The 22848-nt window shown below is 64.5% G+C and carries 21 protein-coding genes, 1 tRNA gene and 1 pseudogene; 17 read left to right on the plus strand and 6 right to left on the minus strand.

The annotated features are described in order from the left end of the window. Window positions 1-64: 64 nt before the first annotated feature. From E0E39_RS06055 to E0E39_RS06080, 6 genes are all read right to left on the minus strand, one after another. Window positions 65-316: a WhiB family transcriptional regulator gene (locus tag E0E39_RS06055; RefSeq protein WP_130873928.1), complete on the minus strand. Its 252-nt coding sequence runs from the start codon at window positions 314-316 to the stop codon at window positions 65-67. Window positions 317-424: 108 nt separating this feature from the next. Beyond that, a complete protein-coding gene (gene galK / locus E0E39_RS06060; protein ID WP_130873929.1) occupies window positions 425-1567 on the minus strand; it encodes a galactokinase in 1143 nt (380 codons plus the stop codon). Window positions 1568-1658: 91 nt separating this feature from the next. Then, entirely contained in the window at window positions 1659-5363 is a 3705-nt protein-coding gene (locus tag E0E39_RS06065; RefSeq protein ID WP_130873930.1) for a multifunctional oxoglutarate decarboxylase/oxoglutarate dehydrogenase thiamine pyrophosphate-binding subunit/dihydrolipoyllysine-residue succinyltransferase subunit, read from the minus strand. A 79-nt stretch (window positions 5364-5442) separates the two neighbouring features. Further along, complete coding sequence (locus E0E39_RS06070; RefSeq protein ID WP_130873931.1) at window positions 5443-6936, minus strand: glycosyltransferase 87 family protein; 1494 nt, start codon at window positions 6934-6936, stop codon at window positions 5443-5445. 49 nt (window positions 6937-6985) lie between these two features. Then, window positions 6986-7057, minus strand: a tRNA-Arg gene (locus tag E0E39_RS06075). 198 nt (window positions 7058-7255) lie between these two features. Then, the gene (locus E0E39_RS06080; protein ID WP_165444660.1) at window positions 7256-8272 is read right to left on the minus strand and encodes a LacI family DNA-binding transcriptional regulator; all 1017 of its coding nucleotides are present in this window, start codon (window positions 8270-8272) and stop codon (window positions 7256-7258) included. A gap of 241 nt (window positions 8273-8513) precedes the next feature. On the opposite strand from E0E39_RS06080, the pseudogene E0E39_RS16770 reads away from it, so the two are divergent. From E0E39_RS16770 to E0E39_RS06160, 17 genes and pseudogenes are all read left to right on the plus strand, one after another. Next, window positions 8514-8663: pseudogene (locus E0E39_RS16770) on the plus strand (MFS transporter); the annotation flags it as partial. A gap of 68 nt (window positions 8664-8731) precedes the next feature. Beyond that, the gene (locus E0E39_RS06085; RefSeq protein ID WP_281275573.1) at window positions 8732-9850 is read left to right on the plus strand and encodes a sugar porter family MFS transporter; all 1119 of its coding nucleotides are present in this window, start codon (window positions 8732-8734) and stop codon (window positions 9848-9850) included. A 92-nt stretch (window positions 9851-9942) separates the two neighbouring features. After that, complete coding sequence (gene lysA, locus E0E39_RS06090; protein WP_130873933.1) at window positions 9943-11346, plus strand: diaminopimelate decarboxylase; 1404 nt, start codon at window positions 9943-9945, stop codon at window positions 11344-11346. 2 nt (window positions 11347-11348) lie between these two features. After that, window positions 11349-12662, plus strand: coding sequence for a homoserine dehydrogenase (locus E0E39_RS06095; protein ID WP_130873934.1), 1314 nt, complete (start codon window positions 11349-11351; stop codon window positions 12660-12662). Further along, complete coding sequence (thrB, locus tag E0E39_RS06100; protein ID WP_130873935.1) at window positions 12659-13543, plus strand: homoserine kinase; 885 nt, start codon at window positions 12659-12661, stop codon at window positions 13541-13543. The genes E0E39_RS06095 and thrB overlap by 4 nt, the downstream gene beginning before the upstream one ends. Before the next feature lie 364 nt (window positions 13544-13907). Next, entirely contained in the window at window positions 13908-15647 is a 1740-nt protein-coding gene (rho, locus tag E0E39_RS06105) for a transcription termination factor Rho (RefSeq protein WP_130873936.1), read from the plus strand. A 130-nt stretch (window positions 15648-15777) separates the two neighbouring features. Continuing rightward, on the plus strand, window positions 15778-15993 hold the full coding sequence (gene rpmE, locus E0E39_RS06110) for a 50S ribosomal protein L31 (protein ID WP_130873937.1): 216 nt from the start codon (window positions 15778-15780) through the stop codon (window positions 15991-15993). Between the two features lie 19 nt (window positions 15994-16012). Continuing rightward, window positions 16013-17077: a peptide chain release factor 1 gene (gene prfA / locus E0E39_RS06115; RefSeq protein ID WP_130873938.1), complete on the plus strand. Its 1065-nt coding sequence runs from the start codon at window positions 16013-16015 to the stop codon at window positions 17075-17077. Further along, window positions 17077-17919 carry a peptide chain release factor N(5)-glutamine methyltransferase gene (gene prmC / locus E0E39_RS06120; RefSeq protein WP_130873939.1) on the plus strand — a complete coding sequence of 281 codons (843 nt, stop codon included), beginning with the start codon at window positions 17077-17079 and terminating at the stop codon, window positions 17917-17919. The genes prfA and prmC overlap by 1 nt, the downstream gene beginning before the upstream one ends. After that, window positions 17916-18569, plus strand: a complete 654-nt coding sequence (locus E0E39_RS06125; RefSeq protein ID WP_130873940.1) for an L-threonylcarbamoyladenylate synthase — start codon at window positions 17916-17918, stop codon at window positions 18567-18569. Before prmC ends, E0E39_RS06125 begins: the two co-directional genes overlap by 4 nt. Further along, window positions 18569-19681: an MraY family glycosyltransferase gene (locus E0E39_RS06130; protein WP_130873941.1), complete on the plus strand. Its 1113-nt coding sequence runs from the start codon at window positions 18569-18571 to the stop codon at window positions 19679-19681. The genes E0E39_RS06125 and E0E39_RS06130 overlap by 1 nt, the downstream gene beginning before the upstream one ends. After that, window positions 19674-20114 (plus strand): hypothetical protein, encoded by a 441-nt coding sequence (locus tag E0E39_RS06135; RefSeq protein WP_130873942.1) that lies wholly within the window; start codon window positions 19674-19676, stop codon window positions 20112-20114. The genes E0E39_RS06130 and E0E39_RS06135 overlap by 8 nt, the downstream gene beginning before the upstream one ends. Before the next feature lie 63 nt (window positions 20115-20177). Then, window positions 20178-20396, plus strand: coding sequence for a hypothetical protein (locus E0E39_RS06140; RefSeq protein ID WP_130873943.1), 219 nt, complete (start codon window positions 20178-20180; stop codon window positions 20394-20396). Continuing rightward, window positions 20393-21196: a F0F1 ATP synthase subunit A gene (atpB, locus tag E0E39_RS06145; protein WP_130873944.1), complete on the plus strand. Its 804-nt coding sequence runs from the start codon at window positions 20393-20395 to the stop codon at window positions 21194-21196. Before E0E39_RS06140 ends, atpB begins: the two co-directional genes overlap by 4 nt. 57 nt (window positions 21197-21253) lie before the next feature. Continuing rightward, the gene (gene atpE / locus E0E39_RS06150) at window positions 21254-21478 is read left to right on the plus strand and encodes an ATP synthase F0 subunit C (protein ID WP_130873945.1); all 225 of its coding nucleotides are present in this window, start codon (window positions 21254-21256) and stop codon (window positions 21476-21478) included. Window positions 21479-21486: 8 nt separating this feature from the next. Then, window positions 21487-22038 carry a F0F1 ATP synthase subunit B gene (locus E0E39_RS06155; protein WP_425470613.1) on the plus strand — a complete coding sequence of 184 codons (552 nt, stop codon included), beginning with the start codon at window positions 21487-21489 and terminating at the stop codon, window positions 22036-22038. After that, window positions 22035-22826, plus strand: coding sequence for a F0F1 ATP synthase subunit delta (locus E0E39_RS06160; protein ID WP_130873946.1), 792 nt, complete (start codon window positions 22035-22037; stop codon window positions 22824-22826). Before E0E39_RS06155 ends, E0E39_RS06160 begins: the two co-directional genes overlap by 4 nt. Window positions 22827-22848 lie beyond the last annotated feature (22 nt).

The following is a 22848-nucleotide window of genomic DNA, read 5'->3' on the forward strand; positions in this document are numbered from 1 at the left end:
GTATTTTTCTGGTTCATTGCAGCGAAGACTGTCCTCATGTCACAACTCGCCCGTGGAGTTCGCCTCAGCTGGCGCGCACCCGGGAGCGGGCAGCGCGGCGTTTCATGGCCCGTCGCTCGTCCTCGCTCATGCCGCCCCAGACGCCATGGTCCTGGCCGGCGTCCAGCGCCCAGTTGAGGCACTGGTCCTTGACCGCGCAGCTCTGGCAGATCTTCTTGGCATCCTCGATCTGCTGGAGTGCAGGGCCGGTGTTGCCGACAGGGAAGAACAGCTCCGGGTCCTCTGTCAGGCAGGCTGCCCTGTGGCGCCAGTCCATGAATGGCACTCCTTTTTCGGCTAGATGATCTTTCGAGCGGATAGAACTTACTCCGGTCCTCAGCAATAAACAACCCTGCCGCTCCGCGACAGTGGAGGAATTCAGACTTCAACTCAAGCGGCCGGCGCCATCGGCGGGAACCGCCGTGAACCATGAGGGCTCCTGAAAACCAACCTTCTCGAAGGCCTCACGAATGGCTGAACCGATGTGCTCGGCCTGACCGCTGAAGCACCACGCGATGATGCAGCCACCGAATCCGCCGCCCGTCATCCGGGCTCCAAGTGCTCCGTGTGCCAAGGCCGTCTCCACGGCGAGGTCGACGGTCGGCACCGTGATCTCGTAGTCATCGCGCATGGATGCGTGGGATTCGTTCAGCAGGGGAGGAAGATCGGCGAGGCGACCCTTCCTGGCCAGTTTCAGCGCTGCGCAGGTTCGATCATTTTCACTGACCACATGCCGGACCCGCCTGCGCATCAGTTCGTCGGGAAGTCTTGCCAGCGCCGTGTCCAGGTCCGTGACATCACGCAGAGCCCTGACCCCCAGGATCGCAGCAGCCCGCTCGCATGTGGCGCGGCGCTCCCCGTACTCCCCTTCGACATGGCTGTGCGGGGTGCGGGTGTCGAGGACCAGGATTTCGAACCCCTGCCCACGCAACGGCAGCGGTACATCAGTGGTCTCAAAAGTGCGACAGTCGAGGAAGAGTCCGTGGCCCGCGTGACAGAGGATGCTGGCTGCCTGGTCCAGGATGCCGGTGGGAGCGCCCACGTAGACGTTTTCAGCCCGCTGCGCCAGCCGTGCGCGCTCCATGGGGGCGATGTCCAGGCCGAAGAGGTCGCAGGCCGCAGCCATCACCGCGCACTCGATTGCCGCGGAGCTCGACAGTCCTGCGCCGAGAGGCACATTCGAGGTGAGCACGAGGGTGGCCGGGGCGATCGGATATCCCTCCTCGCGCAGCACCCACAACACGCCGGCCAGATAAGCAGCCCAACCTTCTCGCCCGGGAGAGAGATCGGACAGCGGAAGCTCAACGGTTTCCGAGAGGTCCGCTGCATGCATGACGATGAGGTCGTCGTGGCGATGACCTGCTGCTACGACGGCACGCCGTTCGAGTGCAAAAGGCAGTACGAAGCCGTCGTTGTAGTCGGTGTGCTCCCCGATCAGGTTCACCCGTCCGGGGGCGAACCAGATTCCTTCCGGAGCAGAACATGCCAATTCTCGATAACGGCTGACCAGTTTCTCAGCGGGATCCATGACTCGGCATCCTCCTCGTTCTCAGGATTCGATGAATCAGGTGTGGTCTGCTTGCGGCAGGCATGGGTTACCGCTACGGGAGAGCGCGTTCTCATGCACCAAAGGCGCTGTTCATCAGATCTTCCGTTTGCTGCTGGTGAACCTTCGCGGAGCCGACGGATGGCGCGGAGGACCAAGGGCGTGCCACCCGGCGCATTCGCAATGGAAGATCCGTGTGATTCGCCACGGAATTCGGCAGGTGGACGGAGATGAACGGCCAAGGGCCCTGGTTCGCAGGTTCGTCCTGAACGAACCGAATGTCGGTGACATGGCGGTAGCGCTCCAAGATCTTGGCCACCTCGGCACCGGGCAGCGGGTAGAGACGCTCCAGTGAGACCACGGCCACTTTCCCGTTGAGACCGAACTTCTCACGATTGGTCATGAGCTCCCAGCGAATCTTTCCCGAGCAGAACAGCAGACGGGTGACCTCCGACGGGTCGGTGATCGTCGGGTCGTCCAGCACCGGGTGCCAGGTTCCTGATGTGAACTCTTCCGGCGGTGAGGCGGCCAGCTTGCTTCGCAGCATTGACTTCGGGGTGGCGACCACGACCGGGCGGTGGTAGTTCACGTAGGCGTGTTGGCGCAGCAGATGGAAGTAACTGGCCGCTGTCGAGGGCTGACTGACCGCAAAAGCGTTCTCAGCGCACAACTGCAGCCAGCGTTCGATACGTGCGGAACTGTGGTCCGGGCCCTGCCCCTCGAAACCGTGTGGCAGCAACAACACCACACCGGACTTCTGATCCCACTTCGCCTGTCCTGAGACAACGAACTCGTCAGCGATGATCTGGGCGCCGTTGGCGAAATCGCCGAACTGTGCTTCCCACACCACCAGTGCATCCGGTCTGGCCACTGAGTAGCCGTACTCGAAACCCAAGGCCGCGTACTCGCTGAGCAGCGAATCGTAGACATCGAAGGTGGCCTGATCGTCGCTCAGGTGTTTCAGGGGGACCCAGGCCTCGTTGGTGACACGATCGACGATGGCGGCGAAGCGCTGCGAAAAGGTTCCTCGACGCGAGTCCTGACCGGCCAAGCGAACGGGTCGTCCCTCCATCAGCAGCGAACCAATGGCCAGCAGCTCGGCGGTTGCCCCGTTGATGGGGCCGTTGAGGATCTGCTCGGCTCGGCGCTCCCATTGGGGCAGGGCCTTCGGGGGGGGGGGGAAACCTTCCGGAAGAACCGTGTGCACCTCGCTGATTCGGCGCATCATTTCGGGAGTGATCTCGGTGAGGCGCTGGCCCTGTTTCGTCGGGTAGTAGGGAACCCTCGTGTACTCCTCGATCACCGCATCGGTGTTCTTGGCGTCGCGTGCCTCCTTGAACACGTTCTCCAAGCGCGTCCGGAACTTGTCCATCACGTTCTCCGCATCAGAGACGGAGATGTCGCCGCGCCCGATCAGGGCTTCGGTGTACAGACGCCTGACGGACCGCTTCTGTTCGATCAAGTCGTACATCTTGGGCTGGGTGAAACTCGGGTCGTCGCCCTCGTTGTGGCCGCGACGTCGGTAGCAGACCAGATCGATTACGACGTCCTTGTGGAACCGCTGCCGGTAGGCGAAAGCCAGCCGGGCAGCACGGATGCAGGAATCGGGATCATCGCCGTTGATGTGCAGTACCGGAGCGGAGATGGCCTTCGCGACGTCCGTGCAGTAGGTGGATGTGCGCGACTCGATGGGGGCCGTGGTGAATCCCACCTGGTTGTTGACCACGATGTGTATGGTGCCGCCGGTTTTGTAGCCGCGCAGCTGACTCATCTGCAAGGTCTCGAAAACGATCCCCTGTCCGCAGAAAGCCGCGTCACCATGCAGAAGAAGCGGTAGGACCGGGAAGTCGTCCCTCCCGATCATGTCCTGCTTCGCCCGGGCTATTCCTTGGAGAACCGGATTGACCGCCTCCAAGTGAGAGGGATTGGCTGCAACGGAGGCCTTGATGGTGGCGCCGTTGCTGGCGACGAACTCACCTTCCGAGCCCAGATGGTATTTGACGTCGCCAGTGCCGGAGACGTCGATGGTACCCGCGAACTCATGGAAGATCTGGGCGTAGTCCTTGCCAATGATGTTCGACAACACATTGAGACGACCACGATGCGGCATGCCGATACACACCTCGTCCAGATGCTTGTTTGCCGCTTGCTGGCAGATCTCGTCCAGCAGGACGATGACGGATTCTCCGCCTTCCAAGGAAAAGCGTTTCTGTCCGACGAACTTGGTCTGCAGGAAGGTTTCGAAAACCTCTGCCTCGTTCAGCTTGTCGAGAGCGTGCATGTGCTCTTGGTGCGTGAGGGCCTGGCGTGGCACCTCGATGCGGTCCTGGAACCACTCTCGTTGTTGGGGATCGGCGATGTGCATGTACTCGACAGCCACGGTCCGACAGTAGGAATCCTGCAGAATGGCGAGGATCTCCCGCAGAGAACGGTAGACCCTTTCCTGTCCGCCGAAGGTGCCAACCGCGAATTCGCGGTCCAGGTCCCAGATCGACAGGCCGTGGGTTTCCAGCCGCAGATCCTCGTGTGAACGTTGCCGGTACTCCAGCGGATCGGTGTCGGCCACCAGGTGCCCCACCGAACGATAGGCGTTGATGAGTTCTAGCACCCGTCCCTGTTTCGCGACCTGGTTCTCGCGGTGGGTCGAGACATCAACGCTCCACCGCAATGGTTCGTAGGGTATGCGCAGGGCTTCGAAGATCTTGTCGTAGAAATCCTGCTCCCCGAGCAGCAGCTGGTGGATGATCCTCAGGAATTCTCCGGATTGGGCGCCTTGGATAACGCGGTGATCATAGGTGGATGTGAGCGTGGTGATCTTGGAGATTCCGAAGTCGTCGACATGGAACAAGGAAGTTCCTTGGAACTCCGCCGGGTAGTCGATGCTCCCGACCCCCAGAATCATTCCTTGCCCATTCATCAGGCGCGGTACGGAATGGTTGGTTCCGATACCGCCGGGATTGGTGATGGTGACGGTTGTCCCGGCGAAATCAGCCACGGTGAGGTCGCCGGAGCGTGCTTTGGCGACAACCTTTTCGTAGTCTGCCCAGAACTGTGCGAAGTTGAGTTTCTCGCATCCCTTGATGTTGGGAACCAGGAGTTGGCGGGTGCCGTCTGACTTTTTCAGGTCGATGGCGATTCCCAAATTGATCGTCGGGTTCTCGATCAAGGTCGGTTTTCCGTTGATGACGTCGTAGGAATTGTTCATCGCAGGCACGGATTTGAGCGCTTGAATCATCGCGTAGGCGATCAGATGGGTGAAACTGACCTTGCCACCCTTGGACGTCTTCAGGAAATTGTTGATTCCGGTGCGTTGGTCGATCACGAGCTTCATGGGGACTGATCGCACCGATGTGGCGGTGGGGACGCTCAGGGATGCGTCCATGTTCTTCGCAGTGCGCATCGGCGCGCCACGAAGCACCGTCAGGCGAGGCGCCACGGCAGAGGGCTCGGGACGCAGTGACGGATTCGGGGCATTGGCTGACAAACCGGCCCCGGTGCCCGGGGTGGAGGGAGATTCCGTGGTCGGTTTGACCGATTCCACCGTCGGTTGGTTCCCCTCCTGCCGGGAGGAGCGTTCCTGTGGTTGTGGGGCAGGGTGTTCTTCATCTCCCGACGGAGGAGGTGGGGCGGGTGCGGTATTCGTCGGGGCAGGTTTTTCCTCGAAAAACATCTGCCACGATTCGTCCACGGATGCGGGGTCTTTTTCCCAGGCCTCCCTCATCTCGTCAATCAACCAGGAGTTCGCACCGAATGCGTCGTGTGAGTCAGGTGTCGACATCTTAGCCAGTGGCTGCTGCCACGATCCCCTTACGTGAGACTACTGCTTGGGCGTCAGGCTTCTTCGCCCAGAGGTCAGCTTAGCGAACTTCGGCCACCGCGACCCGGGTCGGGGAAGAGGTGGCACGCCATGCGAGTCCTGTCGCGAAACCCGCCAGCAGCACGAGAAGCACGTTGCGCGCCACCAGGGTGGAGGACTCGAAGCCGGATCCGTTGGGTATCGCCATGATCCCCAAGGTTCCCCAAGGATAGGTGTACTGGGTGAGTACCGCCACGAGCACCAAGCCGGTGGCCAGAACCCTGCGAGGGCGTCGTAGCCATGGGCTGGTCTTGAGGGCGAGCAGGGCGGCCAGCGGTCCTGCCAGCCATTGCACGTACTGCGTGGAGAGGGTCTTGTTCGCGATCACGGTGGCGAGCGTCACGGCGAGTACCGACAACAGAATGGCTTGGGGTGCTCCTTCGTCGTTCGAGTGGAACTTACGGAGCAATCTCCATGCGAGTGCCACGGTGAGCAGGAGCGAACCAGCCGTGAGGAAGGTCGACAGCCCGAGAAGGACATCGACGGCCGGTCCCTGGAATTCGATGGCGTTGTATTTGCTGAGTGCCACCTGCCAGGCCGGGTTGGTGGTGAACGTGCGCAGGAATACGAGTGCCGTCGCAGGTATCGACTCCATCTGGAGCCCACGGTTCGACTGCCAGATCATGGGTGATGTGGAACGGGACCATCCGCCTATCAGCAACGATGCGAGGCCCAGCGAGAACCCGGCGGCGACGAAACCGATCAGGCGGAGTCGTCCCTTCCCCGTGTGCAGGGGCGCAGGGGCCGACATCGGGGCGATCAGCAGGGCAGGCCAGAGTTTTATCGCAGCACCGAGGCCGATCAGGGCTCCCGATATCGCGGGATGACGATTCAGCCACAGACAGGCCAGGGCGACGGCTGCGGCCGTCAACATGTCGAAGCGGAACCACACGATGGGTCCGCAGGCGCCGATGAACAGGATCCAGAAAACGGTGGCGCCCACCGAGCCGTATCTGAAGAGCATCGCTGCCACGATCCCGTCGAGCAGGAGCATTGCTGAGGCGAAGACCGGAAGCCAGGAATTGAAAGCGGTGGCGCGATAGGGCAGGGAAACGCTGAACCAGACTGCGACGAGCAGAATGATCAGGGCGCTTCCCCCGAGAAGAGCAGGTTTTCTGTGCCCTTGGTTCCACAGCACGGCGATGGGGACGATGCCGGCCAGAAGTCCCCCGAGCAGGAGGAAGGGCAGCCACCAGGGGTGGCCTCCCCCGAGTGTGTAGAGAAACTCCAGGAACCAGACGGCGGGAAGCGGATACTCCGTCATCACCCCGGGGCCCGCCAGGGCCGTGGCGCACTGCGGGTTCTGGCTTCCGTCGCCGAGCAGGCACCAGAGCCAGTACCCGTAGTAGCTGACGTCATTCTGGACGAAGGAAACGTGGGGGATCTTCCACAGCAGGACATTGAACGCACGGGTCGCCACGAACATCAGGGCTATCGCGAGGGCCGATGTGGCGCGGGAGGAGCGCTTGATGGGTGTTGGCGCGGTCTCGGTCAAGCACGGACCCCCTGGAATTCTGGGATTGCCGGCAACGCCGGCCGTGAAGCGCCCCCGCGAGGATTCGAACCTCGGCACCCGCCTCCGGAGGGCGGTGCTCTATCCCCTGAGCTACGGGGGCTTCGACGTTCGAAAGGCTAGCACGAACCCGAAGGCTCAGGGCAACTCGGAGTTCCCGAGGATGTGGTGAATCGGTCATCCTTCGGTTGCGCCCCGGCCTGGGTGAGCCGCGATCCCTGCGATGACGATGCGGTCATCGCAGGGGGGGCGATCCGTCCGGTGCGCTCGCACCGTCGGCGAGACATCCCGAGAACCCGGGTCAGGAAGCGGTGGAGTTCCGGATGCTGATGCCGGCAGGAGGCATCACCAGTTTCGCGCGTTCCGCCCCGGGTTCCCGGATTCTGCGGATCATCAGCTCCCCGGCGAGGGACCCCTGACGTTCGGTCCCGAGGGTCACCGAGGTCAGGGAGATGGCCGGACTGCGGGCCAGGAAGGTGTCGTCGATGGTCGCGATGGCCAGCTCCCCCGGGATCGCCATCCGCCTGGAACGCGCCAGGGCCAGGGCGCCGAGCGCGGCCAGGTCGTTGCCCACGAAGAGCGCAGTGGGACGCGGTCCGGTGCCGTCCAGGAGCCGATCGGTGGCCGCGAAGCCCCCGTCGTCGGTGGTGTCACACGACTCCACCATGATGTGTTCGGCCAGTCCGTGGGAACTCATGCGTTGCTCGTATACCCGGCGCCGGATCGGGAAGGTTCCCGTGCCGGGGCCGCTGATGTGGGCAATCCGGCGATGGCCGAGGCCCAGCAGGTGATCCATGACCAGGGTGGCGGCCGCGTGATCGTCGGGAACCACCACGTCCAGGTCCGACAGGTCGAATTCGTGGTTTCCCGCGACCACCGTCGGTATGCACCGCATCGCGCGGGCGAGGGCAGGGGTCACGTGCATGGTCCCGGCCAGGACCAGCCCGTCCACCTGGCCCTCGGCGAAGGCCTTCACCAAGCGCTCGTGGAGTCTCTGCTCGACCCGCATGTCACCCACCAGCATGAAGTACCCGTGGCGGTCCAGGACGCTGGCCAGTCCCGCCAGGAATTCTCCGTGCCACGGCTGCCTGATGTCGTTGCCGAGCACGCCGATGGCCCCGCTGCGGTTGCGGGTCAGGTTCCTGGCCGCGGTGTTCGGGCGGTAGTCGAGTTCGCGGATGGCCTGCGCGATCGCGTCGCGGGTGCTGTCGGTGATCCGGCCCTGCAGGTAGCGCGAGACGGTGGATTTCGAAACTCCGGCGCGCAGGGCCACGTCGCGGATCGTGGCCCTCTCGGCGGGGCGTTGTGAACTGGGCAAGGCTGGCTGATTCCGGTCGGGGGTTGACAACGGGGTGAGATTAGCAAAGTATTGGGACCGGTCCCAGATTTGTGCGAACAAAGTTCCGGGGTCTGGGAGTTCCCTGTGGGGGAACCACGAGAGGAGCGACGATGCCCAACCAGACAAGTGCCCATTCAGGGGGTGCCCACCGCCACCCCACCCCACCCTGCCTCCGAACGAACCCGGTCCCCATGGCCGCAGGCTTGGCCTGATCGCGGTCGTGGCCACCTTCGGTGGTCTGCTGTTCGGTTACGACACCGGGGTCATCAACGGTGCCCTGGACTCCATGAAACCCGATCTGGGGCTGACCGACTGGACCACCAGTTTCGTCACATCGATCCTGATCTTCGGAGCCGCCATCGGTGGCGTGTGTGAGGGGAGCGTCTCCACCCGTTTCGGCCGGAAACGCAGCATCCAGTCCCTGGCCCTCATCTCTTCATGCTGGGAACCCTCGGCTGTGTTCTCTCACCGAGCTGGGTGGCGCTGGCGATCTTCCGGTTCGTCCTGGGACTGGCGGTCGGCGGGGCGTCCGCGGTGGTCCCGGTCTTCCTGGCCGAGATCGCGCCCTCCGAGACGCGGGGCCGGATAGTCACGCGCAACGAGTTCATGATCGTCTTCGGCCAATTCCTGGCCTTCGTCATCAACGCGGTCATCCACAACTACTGGGGAAGCATCAACGGGATCTGGCGCGTGATGCTGCTGGTGGCCGTGCTGCCCGCGTTCGGCCTGTTCTTCGGGATGTTACGAGTCCCCGAGTCGCCGCGCTGGCTCGTGGCCAAGGGAAGGGACCGGGAGGCCCACGAGGTGCTGAAGCTGATCCGCTCCCCGAAACGGGCCGACGCCGAGCTGGAGGAGGTTCGGCGCCTGGTGGAGGAGGACCGCAGGATGGTTCAGATGGGATGGTCGGCGATCCTTCACACCAGGTGGATCCGCAGGGTCGTGCTGATCGGGGTCGGAATCGGGGTCTTCTCCCAGTTCAGCGGCATCAACGTGATCATGTACTACGGGACCGAGCTGCTCAAGACCTCGGGATTCTCAGCCGATTCCGCCATCATCGCGAACACCCTCAACGGTGTGGCATCCATGATCGGCGTGACGCTCGCGGTGATGATCACCAACCGTTTCCGCAGGCGCGTGATGATCATCCTGGGATTCTGTCTGACGACCTTCTTCCACGTCCTGGTCGGACTCTCCGCCCAGTTCGTTCCCGATGAGTTCGCGGGCAAGCCCTATCTGATCCTCGCGTTCGTCGCGCTTTTCGTGTTCTCCATGCAGGCCTTCATCGGTCCGCTCAGCTGGCTGCTGTTGTCCGAGATGTTCCCGCTGAGGACGCGTTCCTTCGCGATGGGCTTCTCCGTGTTCATGCTGTGGCTCGCGAACGGGCTGGTCACGCTGGGATTCCTGCCCGTCGTCACCGCGATCGGGGTCGGCCCGACCTTCGGGATCTTCGCCCTGCTCGGCGTGATCGCGATCTGGTTCATGGTGCGTCACGTGCCCGAGACCTCCGGCAAGACCCTTGAGGCCGTCGAGGAGGAGTTCCGCGCTCAAGGGGAGTAGGCAATCGGAATCTTGTCCCAACGTGCCCATTTCGTGGGGCGTGCCGGAGTTTCATCGGTCCCGGCGCGCCCCTTCTGGCAAGCTTTGACCCCATGACCCACGCTCACATCGCCGGCTCGATCCATGCCGACGCCGCCAAAACGGGACCGCAGTGGCTCACGCTGCCCGAAAACCTCAACCAGCTGCGAGCGGAACTGTGGCCCGCCGGGACCGGGAGGGATGAAGAGGGTCGTATCGTGATCGGTGGGGTCCCCCTGGCGCGGGTCGCGGCCGAGCAGGGCACACCCGCCTACGTGATCGACGAGCAGGACCTCCGCGCCAGGGCTCGGGCCTTCCGCGACAGCTTCGCCGGGTGGCGGGTCTACTACGCGGGAAAGGCCCTGCTGACACGAGCGGTGGCGCGCTGGATGGCCGAGGACGGGCTCCACATGGACGTGACGACCATGGGGGAGATGCGAATCGCCCTGGCAGGGGGGATGCCGGCGGAGCGGCTCGGTTTCCACGGCAACAACAAATCGGCGGAGGAGATCCGTTTCGCCCTCGAACAGGGGGTCGGGCGAATCATCGTCGACTCCTTCCACGAGATCGACCGCATCGAGACCGCCTGCCGGGAGCTCGGGAGGAGGGCCCATGCGCTGGTGCGGGTCACCACCGGGGTGGAGGCCCACACGCACGAGTACATCGCCACGGCCCACGAGGACCAGAAATTCGGCCTGTCCATTCTGGGTGGTCACGCCCTCGCGGCGCTGGTGCGGTGCCAGTCGTCGCCCTTCATCGAGCTTCGCGGCATCCACAGCCACATCGGTTCCCAGATCTTCGAGACCCACGGTTTCGAGGTGGCGATCCGCCGCGCGTTGCGGTTGGCGGAGCAGTTCCGTGTCGCCACCGGGGTGGAGCTCGCTGAACTGGACCTCGGGGGCGGATTCGGAATCGCCTACACGGAGGCCGATTCACCCATGCCCACCGACGCCCTCGCCCGGGCATTCGAGGACATCCTCGAACACGAGTGCCAGGGTTTCGGGTTGAAACGCCCCCAACTCAGCATCGAACCCGGCCGCGCCATCTGCGGCCCGGCCGGGGTCGCCCTGTACGAGGTCGGGACCGTGAAGGTGGTGGAGCTGGAGAACGGGCGTTCGCGCACCTACGTCTCCGTTGACGGGGGCATGAGCGACAACATCCGTCCGGCCCTGTACGCTGCCGAGTACTCCTGCGCCTTGGCGAACCGGGCCACGGAGGCCGACCCCGTGCTCGCGCGGGTCGTCGGGAAACACTGCGAGGGAGGCGACATCCTGATCCGGGATGTCTTCCTGCCCCGGGACATCCACCCCGGCGACCTGATTGCGGTTCCCGGTTCCGGAGCGTATTGCCGATCGATGGCCAGTAACTACAATCAGATTCCGAAACCGCCCCTGCTGGCGGTGCGCCGGGGGGAGACACGAACGCTTCTCAGGCGTGAGACCCTGGAAGACCTGATGCGACTTGACGTAGGGGAGTGAACATGGCTGAGGAGACCTCGTCATTGAAGGTGGCGCTGCTCGGTGCCGGTGTGGTGGGTTCCCAGGTGGCCCGAATCCTGAGCCAGGAAGCGGAGTCCTTGCGTCAGCGCATAGGGCGCTCCTTGGAGCTCGTCGGTATCGGGGTGCGTAGACTCGACGTGGAACGTCCCGGAATCGATCCCTCCTTGTTCACCACGGACACGCACGGACTCGTCACTCGAGGCGACCTGGATCTCGTCATCGAGGTGATCGGCGGCATCGAACCCGCGCGAACCCTGCTCGCCGAGGCCATGAATGCTGGGGCCTCCGTGGTCACCGCCAACAAGGCGCTGCTCGCCGAGGACCTGGCGCAGCTGGGTGCAACCGCCAAGAGGAACGGCGTCGACCTCTACTACGAGGCGGCGGTGGCGGGAGCGATCCCGATCATCCGGCCGCTCCGGGAGTCCTTGGTCGGGGATGAGATTCGTACGGTCATGGGGATCGTCAATGGCACCACCAACTACATCCTCGACCAGATGACCACGAATCACCTGAGTTTCGACGTGGCGCTTCGCCAGGCCCAGGAACTCGGTTTCGCGGAGGCTGATCCCACCGCCGACATCGAGGGCAAGGACGCGGCCGCGAAGGCCGCGATCCTCGCCGGGTTGGCATTCCACACCGAGGTGCACAGTTCCGAGGTCTTCTGCGAGGGTATTGCGTCTGTGACGGAGGCCGACATCCTGGCCGCCGACCGGATGGGATGTGTGGTGAAACTGCTCGCCGTCGCCAAACTGGCCGATGACGACCGGGTCATCGTCAAGGTCCACCCCACCATGGTCCCGAAGACCCATCCGCTGGCCTCCGTCTCCGGGGCATACAACGCGATCTTCGTCGAATCGGTCGAGGCCGGACAACTGATGTTCCTCGGTCAGGGGGCGGGGGGTGCTCCCACCGCCTCCGCGGTCATGGGGGATGTGGTGACCGTGGCGCGCAACCGGGTGCGGGGAACCGCTGGCCACCTGGGGACCGGATACACCAAACGTGAGGTCGCCCCCATCGGGGACGCCACCAGCCGGTACTACATCCGTTTCCAGGTGGAGGACAAACCGGGTGTCCTGGCGAAGTGCGCCACCATCTTCGGTGCTCATCGAGTTTCCCTGCAAACCTGTCAGCAATCCTACCTGGAGGGTCTGGGACGCACCGACGGATTCACCGCGGAGCTGAACTTCATGACCCACGACGCTCGTGAACAGGATCTCCAGGACGTTGTCGCGGCGCTCCGGGAGGCCCCCTTCATCGGGGAAGCCATCGACTACATGCGCATCGAGGGCAAGTGAGACTCACCGTACGTGTCCCGGCGACCACCGCCAATCTGGGTTCGGGATTCGACTGCGTGGGGTTGGCCGTGGACTGGTTCGACGAATTGACCCTGGAGGTCTCGGGGACCGGGGGGATCGACATCGAGGTGACCGGTGAGGGCGCCCAACAGGTGCCGCGAGACGAGTCCCATCTCGTGATCGCAACCTTGCTGCACGCCCTGCGCCAATGGGGCAGGACACCACCCGGTGGTTTGCGACTCACGGCGCACAACACGATTCCGCACTCACGCGGCCTCGGTTCCTCCGCCGCCGCCATCGTGGCTGGTTGCGCCTTTGCCCACGGAATCGCCTTTCCTGATGAGGAACTGGACCGTACCGAGCTGACCCGGATCTCCAGCTTCCTGGAAGGGCATCCGGACAATGCGGGGGCGGCGGTCTGGGGCGGTGTGATTCTGGCCTGGCTCGATGGTGAACGGGTCGAACTGATCCGGTTGCGACCCGCGGAAGGCCTGCAATGTCTCGTGTTCGTTCCCGACCTGGAAGTGCGCACCGCAGGAGCCAGGGCGGTCCTGCCCGACATGGTCACCCGTAAGGACGCCGTGGCGCAGGCCGTGGCGGCCGCATCTCTTCCCCTGGCCCTTGAGCAACGCCCCGATCTGTTGTTGCCCGCCACGAGAGACCGTCTGCATCAGTTCCAGAGAGCCGAGTTGATGCCGGCCTCCTGGTCGTTGTTGCGACGATTGCGGCAGGCCGGGGTTCCCGCAACCATATCCGGGGCGGGGCCGACCGTGTTCGCTGTCGGGCTGGAGGATCAACTGGCGAAAGCGGGGTCCCTCGAACACGAAGGATTTCGGCGGCATGACCTCGCGCTGGGTGGGGGAGTGCAGATCCTGGGCTGAACGGTGCCGGGGATCTTCAGCACCCGGGTGGCGTGCAAAATCCTTCGGGGGAGGATGGGTGTCGTGATCGTACCTGTGGGGACCTGACCGTGTTGCTCCGCCTGAGTGGGTGGCGTGCTGGGGGATGCGTCGCTGCACGTCACCTGCTCACAGAGGTCCACGGTAATGCTCCGGAACCGCCTCAGGACCCTATCCGTGGCGTCAGCTGGGGAGAAGGACGGGCTTTGTGTTAGTATTTCACCAGTCATCTGAACGGCGCCGGTGGCGGTTTCTTTTACCACCGTGAAATGAGCGCTTTGACTAGACACTTCACCGGTTGAGCATTTTCAGTGCCACCGGTTTCCTGAGTTAAGGAAGGCAATCCGTGACCGAATCCGGTTCCAGCTCCCTGGCAGACCTGAAGCTCCCCGAGCTCAAGAAGATGGCGGCAGGGATGGGCATCAAGGGCACTTCCGCGATGCGCAAGGGTGATCTGATCGCCGCCATTTCCGGTGGGGTCAACGTCCCTGCCAGGCCTGAGCACAAAACCCGCGCCTCACGTCCCAGGAAGAAGACCGAGGCCGAGCCGCAACTCCCTGTGGAAGTGCCGGAACGTGTCGGCCCCGAGCAACCGAAAGCGGAAAAAACGGATTCCGAATCTTCCACCCAGCAGTCCCAGCCGCGGGCGGACGGCGACGGGATCAGTCGCAACCGGCGACGTCGTGAACGCAACAAAGAACGTGACCGTGCGGCTCAGGAGGCCACGAACGAAGAGGTTGGGGAGCGTTTGGCCGTGGCGCTCGGGCAGGCCGGCGGTTCTGCCGCGGCACCCGTCCTCGCCCCCGCCAGCGCAGGCGCCGGTCGTTTCGAGGAGGAGAACGAGGGGGGGCGCCGCGGGCGCCGCCGTCGCAACCGCGACCGCCAGAACCGTCGCAACCGTGGATCTGGCGGAATGGATCGTTTCGAGAACGAACCCACGGTTTCGGAGGACGATGTGCTTGCCGCCGTTTCCGGGATCGTGGACATCCTCGACAACTACGCCTTCGTGCGTACCACCGGGTACCTTCCCGGCCCCAACGACGCCTACCTGCCATTGGCGATGGTGCGTCGATTCGGATTGCGACGAGGTGATGTGATCGTCGGTGCCATCCGTACCCCCCGGGAGGGCGAACGTAGGGAGAAGTACAACCCGTTGGTGCGGATCGACTCCATCAACGGTGATGATCCCGAAAGGGCGAAGCAGCGTCCTGAGTTCGCGAAACTGACGCCCCTCTATCCCCAGGAGAAACTCCGCCTCGAAACGGTCAACACGCAGCTGACCGGTCGTGTCATCGACTTGGTGGCTCCGATCGGCAAGGGACAGCGTGGCCTCATCGTTTCCCCCCCCAAGGCGGGCAAGACGATGGTGATGCAGGCCGTTGCGAACGCGATTGCCGCGAACAATCCCGAGGTTCACCTCATGGTGGTCCTCGTCGACGAGCGTCCCGAGGAGGTCACGGACTTCCAGCGGACCGTCTCAGGGGAGGTGATCGCGTCCACCTTCGACCGTCCGGCAGAGGACCACACCGTGGTTGCCGAACTGGCCATCGAACGGGCCAAGCGTCTTGTCGAACTCGGGCATGACGTGGTTGTCCTGCTCGACGGCATCACGCGTCTGGGCAGGGCGTACAACCTGGCAGCCCCGGCATCCGGGCGCATCCTCTCCGGTGGTGTCGACTCCGCGGCCCTCTACCCGCCCAAGAAATTCTTCGGGGCAGCCCGCAACATCGAGAACGGTGGTTCCCTGACGATTCTGGCGACCGCCCTCATCGAGACCGGTTCCCGGATGGACGAGGTCATTTTCGAGGAGTTCAAGGGCACGGGCAACATGGAGCTCAGACTCGCCAGGCAGCTCGCCGACAAGCGGATTTTCCCCGCGATCGATGTGGATGCCTCCGGTACCCGTCGTGAGGACCTGCTGCTCGGCCGTGACGAGCTCAACATCATCTGGAAGCTGCGGCGAGCACTGTCCGGGCTCGACGACCAGGCCGCCCTGGAGACCCTACTGGCAAGGATGCGCAAGACACAGAACAACCACGAGTTCCTGCTGAGCGTCCTGAAGACCACCCCGGCACAGGAAGGCTGAAACGACGGCCGCGCCGAGGCCGCAGGGATCGTTTTGATTCGACGGCATCGGCTGGCACAATTGCAGGCCGTGCCGGTTCACGCCCACCAACGGTGTGGCGACCCGGGAAGAACACACCTAGGAGAAAACCATGAAGCAGGGTATCCACCCCGATTACGTCGAGACGAAGGTCCACTGCACCTGCGGCAACACCTTCACGACCCGCAGCACCTCGAAGAAGGGAACTCTGAGCGCCGACGTGTGCTCTGAGTGCCATCCCTTCTACACCGGCAAGCAGAAGATTCTCGACACCGGTGGCCGCGTCGCTCGTTTCGAGCGCATGTACGCCAAGAACAAGAAGAAGTGAGTTCGCGGAGTCGGCGAAATTGTTTGAGAGCGCGGATTCCCTGATCGCCGAACACGATCGGCTCGAGGCCCAGCTGGCCGACCCCGCGACGCACGCCGACCCGGCGCTGATGCGCCGGGTCGGTCGTCGTTATGCGGCGCTGCGCCCCGTGGTCGAGGCCTTGGCGCTGTACCGCGGACTGGCCGCCGACCGGGAGGCAGCACTTGAGCTCGCGGAGCAGGATCCGGCATTCGCTGAGGAGGCTGAGATGCTCGGGGCGCGGCTGGAGGAAACCGCGGCGCGGCTCACCCGGCTACTGGCGCCGAGGGACCCGAACGACGACGCCGACGCGATCCTCGAGATCAAGTCGGGAGAGGGTGGTGAGGAGTCCGCTCTGTTCGCTGCTGATCTGCTGCGCATGTACCAGCGGTACACGGAGCAGGTCGGCTGGCACCTGGAGGTGCTGGATTCCCAGGCAACGGATCTCGGCGGATTCAAGTCGGTGACGGTGGCCATCAAGGGAACCGTCACCGACGGGGTCGGGCCCTATGGGCGGCTCAAGTTCGAAGGCGGGGTGCATCGGGTTCAACGCGTTCCCGTCACCGAAACCCAAGGGCGCATCCACACATCCGCAGCCGGTGTGCTGGTCTCCCCTGACCTCGAGCCGGAGGAACTGGAAATCAGCGAATCCGACCTCAGGATCGACGTGTTCCGCGCATCCGGGCCCGGCGGTCAGGGAGTGAACACCACGGATTCGGCGGTCAGGATCACCCACCTCCCGACAGGCGTGGTGGTGAGCTGTCAGAACGAACGTTCCCAGCTGCAGAACCGTGAGCAGGCGATACGTCTGCTGCGATCCAGGCTCGCGGCCATCCGGGAGGCCGAGATGAGACAAGCGGCATCCGCAGCACGCAGATCGCAGGTGCGTACGGTGGACCGCTCCGAACGGATCCGAACCTATAATTTTCCGGAGAACCGTTTCGCCGACCATCGGATCGGTTTCAAGGCCCACAACCTGGACCTGGTCCTGGCGGGAGCCTTGGCTCCCGTGCTCGACGCGCTGGCCGAGGCGGACCTGGCCGAACGGTTGTCCGGGTCAGGCTGATGAGGGCCTGGGACCTGGTCCTCGACGTCTCGGAGCAACTGGCGCAGGCAGGTGTCACCACTCCGGCTGCCGATGCCCGCTGGCTCGTGTGCCATGCCCTGGGATGCGACTCGGCGACGCTGATTCTCCGGGACGCCTCGCCCGAGGACCGCGATCGGGTGGCCGGCTTCGTGGCCCGCCGAAAAACCGGGGAACCGGTCCAGTACATCACGGGCCGGGTCCCGTTCCGCTACGAAACCCTCGCCGTGGGGCCCGGGGTCTTCATACCGCGCCCCGAAACGGAACTGTTGGTGGACCAGGTGCTCGCGTACCTGACGTCCCTGCCCACCGGAAGACATCGTGTGGTTGAACTGTGTGCCGGGTCGGGGGCCATCACCCGGAGCCTCGCCAGGGAACGTGGCGGCCTGGATCTGTACGCCGTGGAACGTTCCCGCGATGCGTGGACTTGGCTGCTGCGAAACCTCGAGGGGCTCGGTGTGGACTGCCGCCGTCAGGACATGTCCGAGGCCTTTCACGATCTTGACTCCAAGGTCGACGTCGTGGTGGCGAACCCGCCCTATGTCCCCAGCGGTCTGCGTGGGCGGCTCCCGGTGGAGGTGACCCACGACCCGGATGAGGCGTTGTTCGGCGGGGATGACGGGCTGGAGGCCATCCGGGTCGTCCACTCGGTGGCACGCAGACTCCTGGTGCCGGGAGGCCTGGTTGCCATGGAGCACGACCAGTCGCACGCCGAGCAGGTCCGGGGAATCTTCTCGGACGGTTTCCGCGATGTTCGCACGGTACGCGACTTGGCAGGGCTTCCCCGGCACCTTGTCGCCAGACGTGGCAGGATTGGCGGGTGAGTGAAACCGGGTCGAGGACGCTGTCCCTTGAGCTTGAAACCGATGCCGCCCTTGAGGCCGCCCGGGAAGCGGTCGCGGCTGGGCAGTGCGTCGTCTTCCCAACCGACACCGTCTACGGGATCGGGTGTGCCGCTTTCGATGCCAAAGCGGTCACGAGACTGCTGGACGCGAAGAGGCGGGGACGGGACATGCCTCCGCCGGTGCTGATCGCGGAGGCATCGATGCTGCGGGCCCTCGCCGGTCAGGTCCCGGATGCGGCCAGGAAACTGGTGGCACGGTTCTGGCCGGGGGCACTGACCATCATCGTCAAGGCGCAGCGGTCGCTTCCCCTGGACCTGGGAGACACCCGGGGAACGGTGGCGGTCCGGGTCCCCGATCACGACCAGGCCCGTGCCCTGCTGCGCCGCACCGGCCCCATGGCCGTGAGCTCGGCGAACGTCTCGGGGCAGCCGGCCGCCACCACCGCAGGGGAGGCCCGTCACATGTTGGAGGACGCCGTCGCGGTCTACCTGGACGGTGGAAGGGCCCCCGGGGGGGAGGCGTCCACGATCATCGATTTCACCGGCGACGAGCACGGGCGGGTTCTCCGTCAGGGGGCACTCGACCTCGAGGAACTCCGCGGGGTGGTGCCGGAGCTGCAGGCTGGCTGATGCGCGAATACCTTCTCGTGCTGCTGGTTGCCACCGCCGCCACCTACCTGTTCGCAGCGGTGTGCCGTCAGCTCGCCCTGCGTTGGAACGCGGTGGCGAAGGTGAGGGCGCGCGATGTCCACACCAGCCCCAAACCCTATTTCGGCGGGCTTGCGATGTTCGGCGGGCTGGTCGTCTGTCTCATGCTCGCCGTGAACATGCCTTTCCTGTCTCGAGTCGCAACCGTCGGGCACGACGCCCTGGTTGTTCTCCTGGCGAGTGGCCTGATCTGCGCCGTCGGGCTGGTCGACGACGTCGTCGAGCTGAGCCCCGTCGTGAAATTCGGCGGCCAGGTGCTGGCCGCGGGGGCGGCCGTGTTGGGAGGGGTCCGCATCTACTGGATTCCCCTGCCGAACGCGGTGCTGGCCCTCGACGACGCCAGCAGCATCCTGATCACGGTCATCTTCATCGCGGTGTGTGCGAATGCCGTCAACTTCGTTGACGGGCTGGACGGGTTGGCGGCCGGGCTGGTGGCGGTCGGCGCAGGGGCGTTCTTCGCCTATTCGTACGTGCTCGCCTATGAACAGGACCTGGCCCGGGCCACGACGGCGAGCCTGTTGACCGTGGCCACTCTCGGTATCTGCCTCGGGTTTCTTGGTCACAACTTCCAGCCGGCGCACATGTTCATGGGGGATGCGGGATCCATGCTGCTGGGATTCCTGATGGCGATGAGCGCCGTCTCGTTCACCGGCCAGGTGGATCCGAGCGCCCTCAGCCGGGACCACGACGACGTCCTACCCGCGCTGCTCCCGGTGCTGCTGCCGTTCGCCACGATGGCCCTACCGCTGAGCGACCTGGTCCTGGCCTGGATCCGCAGGACCGCGCGAGGCCAGCATCCTTTCAAGGCGGACAAACAGCACCTGCACCACAGGCTGGTGGCCCGGGGACACTCGCAGCGCGGGGTCGTGTTCATCATGTGCTCCTGGGGTGCGGTGATAGCGGGTGGCCTGGTCTGCACGGTGCTCCTGAACCACCCCGCGACATGGTGGGCCATCGGGGTGTTCCTCGTGCTGCTGGTGCTGGTCACGGTCATGCCCGTCAGACGCGGATCCGGGGCGGCGAGACATGGCTGAACGTCGGGTCACGGGGGCCACCCGGCGTGCCCGGCAGATGATGATCGGCGGGCTGGTGGTCGGGAATGCGGTGGGGATCTCGGTGTGCGGACTGGCCCTGGCGACCGGCTCCCGGGAGGCGCTCATCGGGGCCGCACTGGGATTCGCCGCGGTGGTTCTCTTCTTCTCCGTGGGACAGGCGGTCGAGGTCGTGGCCTGCGAGCTGGAACCCGTCCAGGGTCTCGGTGTGGTGCTCGTGAGTTATGCTGTTCGCGTGGCGGGGATCGGGGCCGGTTTCTGGTTCGTGACGAGTCATCCGCGGCTCGGGCCCGCCACGGACGGGAAATGGTTGGCGGGCGCGGTCGTCGCGACGGTGCTTGCCTGGACGACGGGTGTGGTCGTGGTGGCGTCGCGGCAACGCGTACCCATTTACGATATTCACGACCAAGGCTGAGAAATGCGGCCCGGGGGGATGAAGGCGGAAGGTTTTTCCGCTAGGCTCACTCTCGACATGGGCATGAGACCAGGATCCGAGGAGAAGCCCTCGCAGCAACGGGGCACCGAGGACGGCATGGTTGTGCTCAGTTACATCTTGGCGGGCCTGCTCTTCTACGGAGGTCTGGGCTGGCTGGGTGATCATCTCTGGAAGACATCGTGGTTGCTACCGCTGGGCCTGATCCTGGGCCTTGCCTGCAGCACGTATCTGATCGTCAAGCGATATGGGAGTGGCGCGTGAACCCTTGGCTTCTTCCGCTGGAGAGCGGTGGTGACGGCGGCTACACCCCGCCGAGCGTCAACGACTTCATCTTCGACACCCCCGTCATTCCCGGCACCCCTGCCTGGATGAACAAGCCCTTCTGGCAGGCGGTCATAGCAGCTCTGCTGGTGGTTCTGCTCTGGTGGTTTGCCTCGCGCCGGCTCAAGGTGCTGCCATCCAAACGACAGTTCCTCTCCGAGTACCTCTACGAATTCGTCCGCAACGGCATCGCCCGCGACATCCTCCACCACGACTACAAGCGTTTTCTGCCATATCTGCTCGGCCTGTTCTCCTTCCTGCTGATCAACAACTGGTTCGGTGAGACCTTCGTGTTCATGCTCCCGACCTTCAGCAATGTCGGATTCGCCTACGGCCTGGCTCTTCTTTCCTGGTGCGTCTACGTCGGTGCGGGATTCCGCAAATTCGGCATCGGGTTTCTCAAGAAGGCGCTCATCCCCGAGGGCGTTCCGTGGTATCTCCTGTGGTTGATCATCCCGCTGGAGTTTCTCGCGACGTTCGTCACCCGCCCAGTCACGCTCGCCCTGCGTCTGTTCGCCAACATGTTCGCCGGGCACCTGGTGATTCTGGTGTTCGTGGTCGGAGGGTCCTTCCTGTTGACCTTCCAGAACAACCTCATGTACAACGTCTCCGGTGCCGTCTCGGTGGTGTTCAGTTTCGCGCTCCTGTTCCTGGAACTGTTCATCGGCGCATTGCAGGCCTACATTTTCACCGTCCTGACCGCCCAGTACGTGTCGACCTCCGTCTCCGAGGCCCACTGATTCGAGAAATCCGACTCCATCACCAATCCCGGTGAGAAGCCATCCGAAAGGAAAACCATGCAGACCCTCCTGGAAATCAACGGTTCACTCAACATGATCGGCTACGCGATCGCCACCATCGCCCCGGGCCTGGGTGTCGCCTGGATCTTCGCCTCCGTCATCAACGGGACCGCCCGCCAGCCCGAGGCGCGTGGTGCCATGATGAGCACCGCCTTCATCGGCTTCGCCGTCGTCGAGGCGCTCGCCATCATCGCAATCGCCCTCGCCTTCGTTCTCCAGTGAGGATTGACGTGATCCCCGTGAATGGGGTGCTGCTCGAGTCCGGAATCGATCTCGGACCGCTCCTGCCCCATCACCTGTCCGAGGTCGTGGTCGGCATCATCCTGATGCTGCTGGTGTTCCTCGTCATGTGGAAGGCCGTCGTCCCGGCCTTCGAGAAACTGTACGAAGAGCGCTACCAACGCATTGAGGGCGGAATCCGGCGGGCCGAGCAGGCCGAGTCGAAGGCGGAGGCCGCGCTGGCGGAGTACAACGAGCAACTCAACTCCGCACGCGAAGAGGCGGCGAAGATCCGCGAGGAGGCCAAGAACACCGGGGCCCAGTTGCTGGCGGAGGCCCGGAAACGGGCTGGCAAGGAGGCAGATCGCATTCTCGCCGCGGGCAGGGCCCAGTTGGAGGCCGAGCGCGCGCAGCTGCTGGCCGAGCTCCGTGGGGACATCGGTGGCCTGGCCACCACCCTCGCCGGACGGATCGTCGGTGAGGCGCTCACCGACGACGAGCGCGCCAACCGGACCATCGACCGCTTCCTGCAAGAACTGGAAACGGCAGGCACCTCCCGATGAAATCCCGCGACGTCGCCCTCAGCGCCTTCGACCCGGTGGCGGACGCCATACGGGTGGACGCAACCGCTGCCGATGAGCTGTTCGCGGTTGTCGACCTGCTCGAGGGAAACCCCCCGCTGAGACGTTCGCTGTCCGATCCCTCAGCGAGCGCGGGGGACCGGCAGGCGCTGGCCCGCAGGCTCCTCGAGGGCAGGCTGGGGGCAGCCGCTCTCTCCGTGGTCACCGAGGTGGCGTCCCGCCCCTGGCCCAGCGGACGGACCATGATCGAGGTCATCGAGAGGCAGGGCGTGCGTGGCCTGCTCCGTGTCGCCAACGAACGTGGGGAACTGAAGCGCGTTCAGGAGGAGCTGCATCGGTTCGCCCTGGTCATCGACGGTTCTCCGGAACTATCCGATGCGTTGCGCAACCGAGGGAGGGCCCTCGCGGATCGTCGCGCCCTGATCGCGCGCCTGCTGGCGGGCCGGGTGGCTCCCGTCACGGAGCGGCTCGCGTCGCGCGCGGCAGCGGCCCGTGCCCGCACGGTCCCGCTCACCCTCACCGGTTATCTGGGTCTCGCCGCGGACCTGGCGGGGGAGCGGGTGGCGCGGGTCACCGTGGCCCGTCCCCTCGACGAGGGACGCACCGAACGGCTTCGCAGGGCCTTGGAGGCCCGGGTCGGCGGCCCTGTTCTCCTGCGGATCACGGTGGATGAGAGTGTGATCGGCGGCATGAGCGTCGATCTCGGGACGCACGTATTCGAATCAACCGTGGCCGGGCGGCTCGACGAGGCCCGCCGGCTCCTGAACTGACATCAAGCGATAAGCGAAAGTA

Origin of the sequence: [Pseudopropionibacterium] massiliense, assembly GCF_900607225.1 — a bacterium.
Lineage (GTDB): Bacteria > Actinomycetota > Actinomycetes > Propionibacteriales > Propionibacteriaceae > Arachnia > Arachnia massiliensis.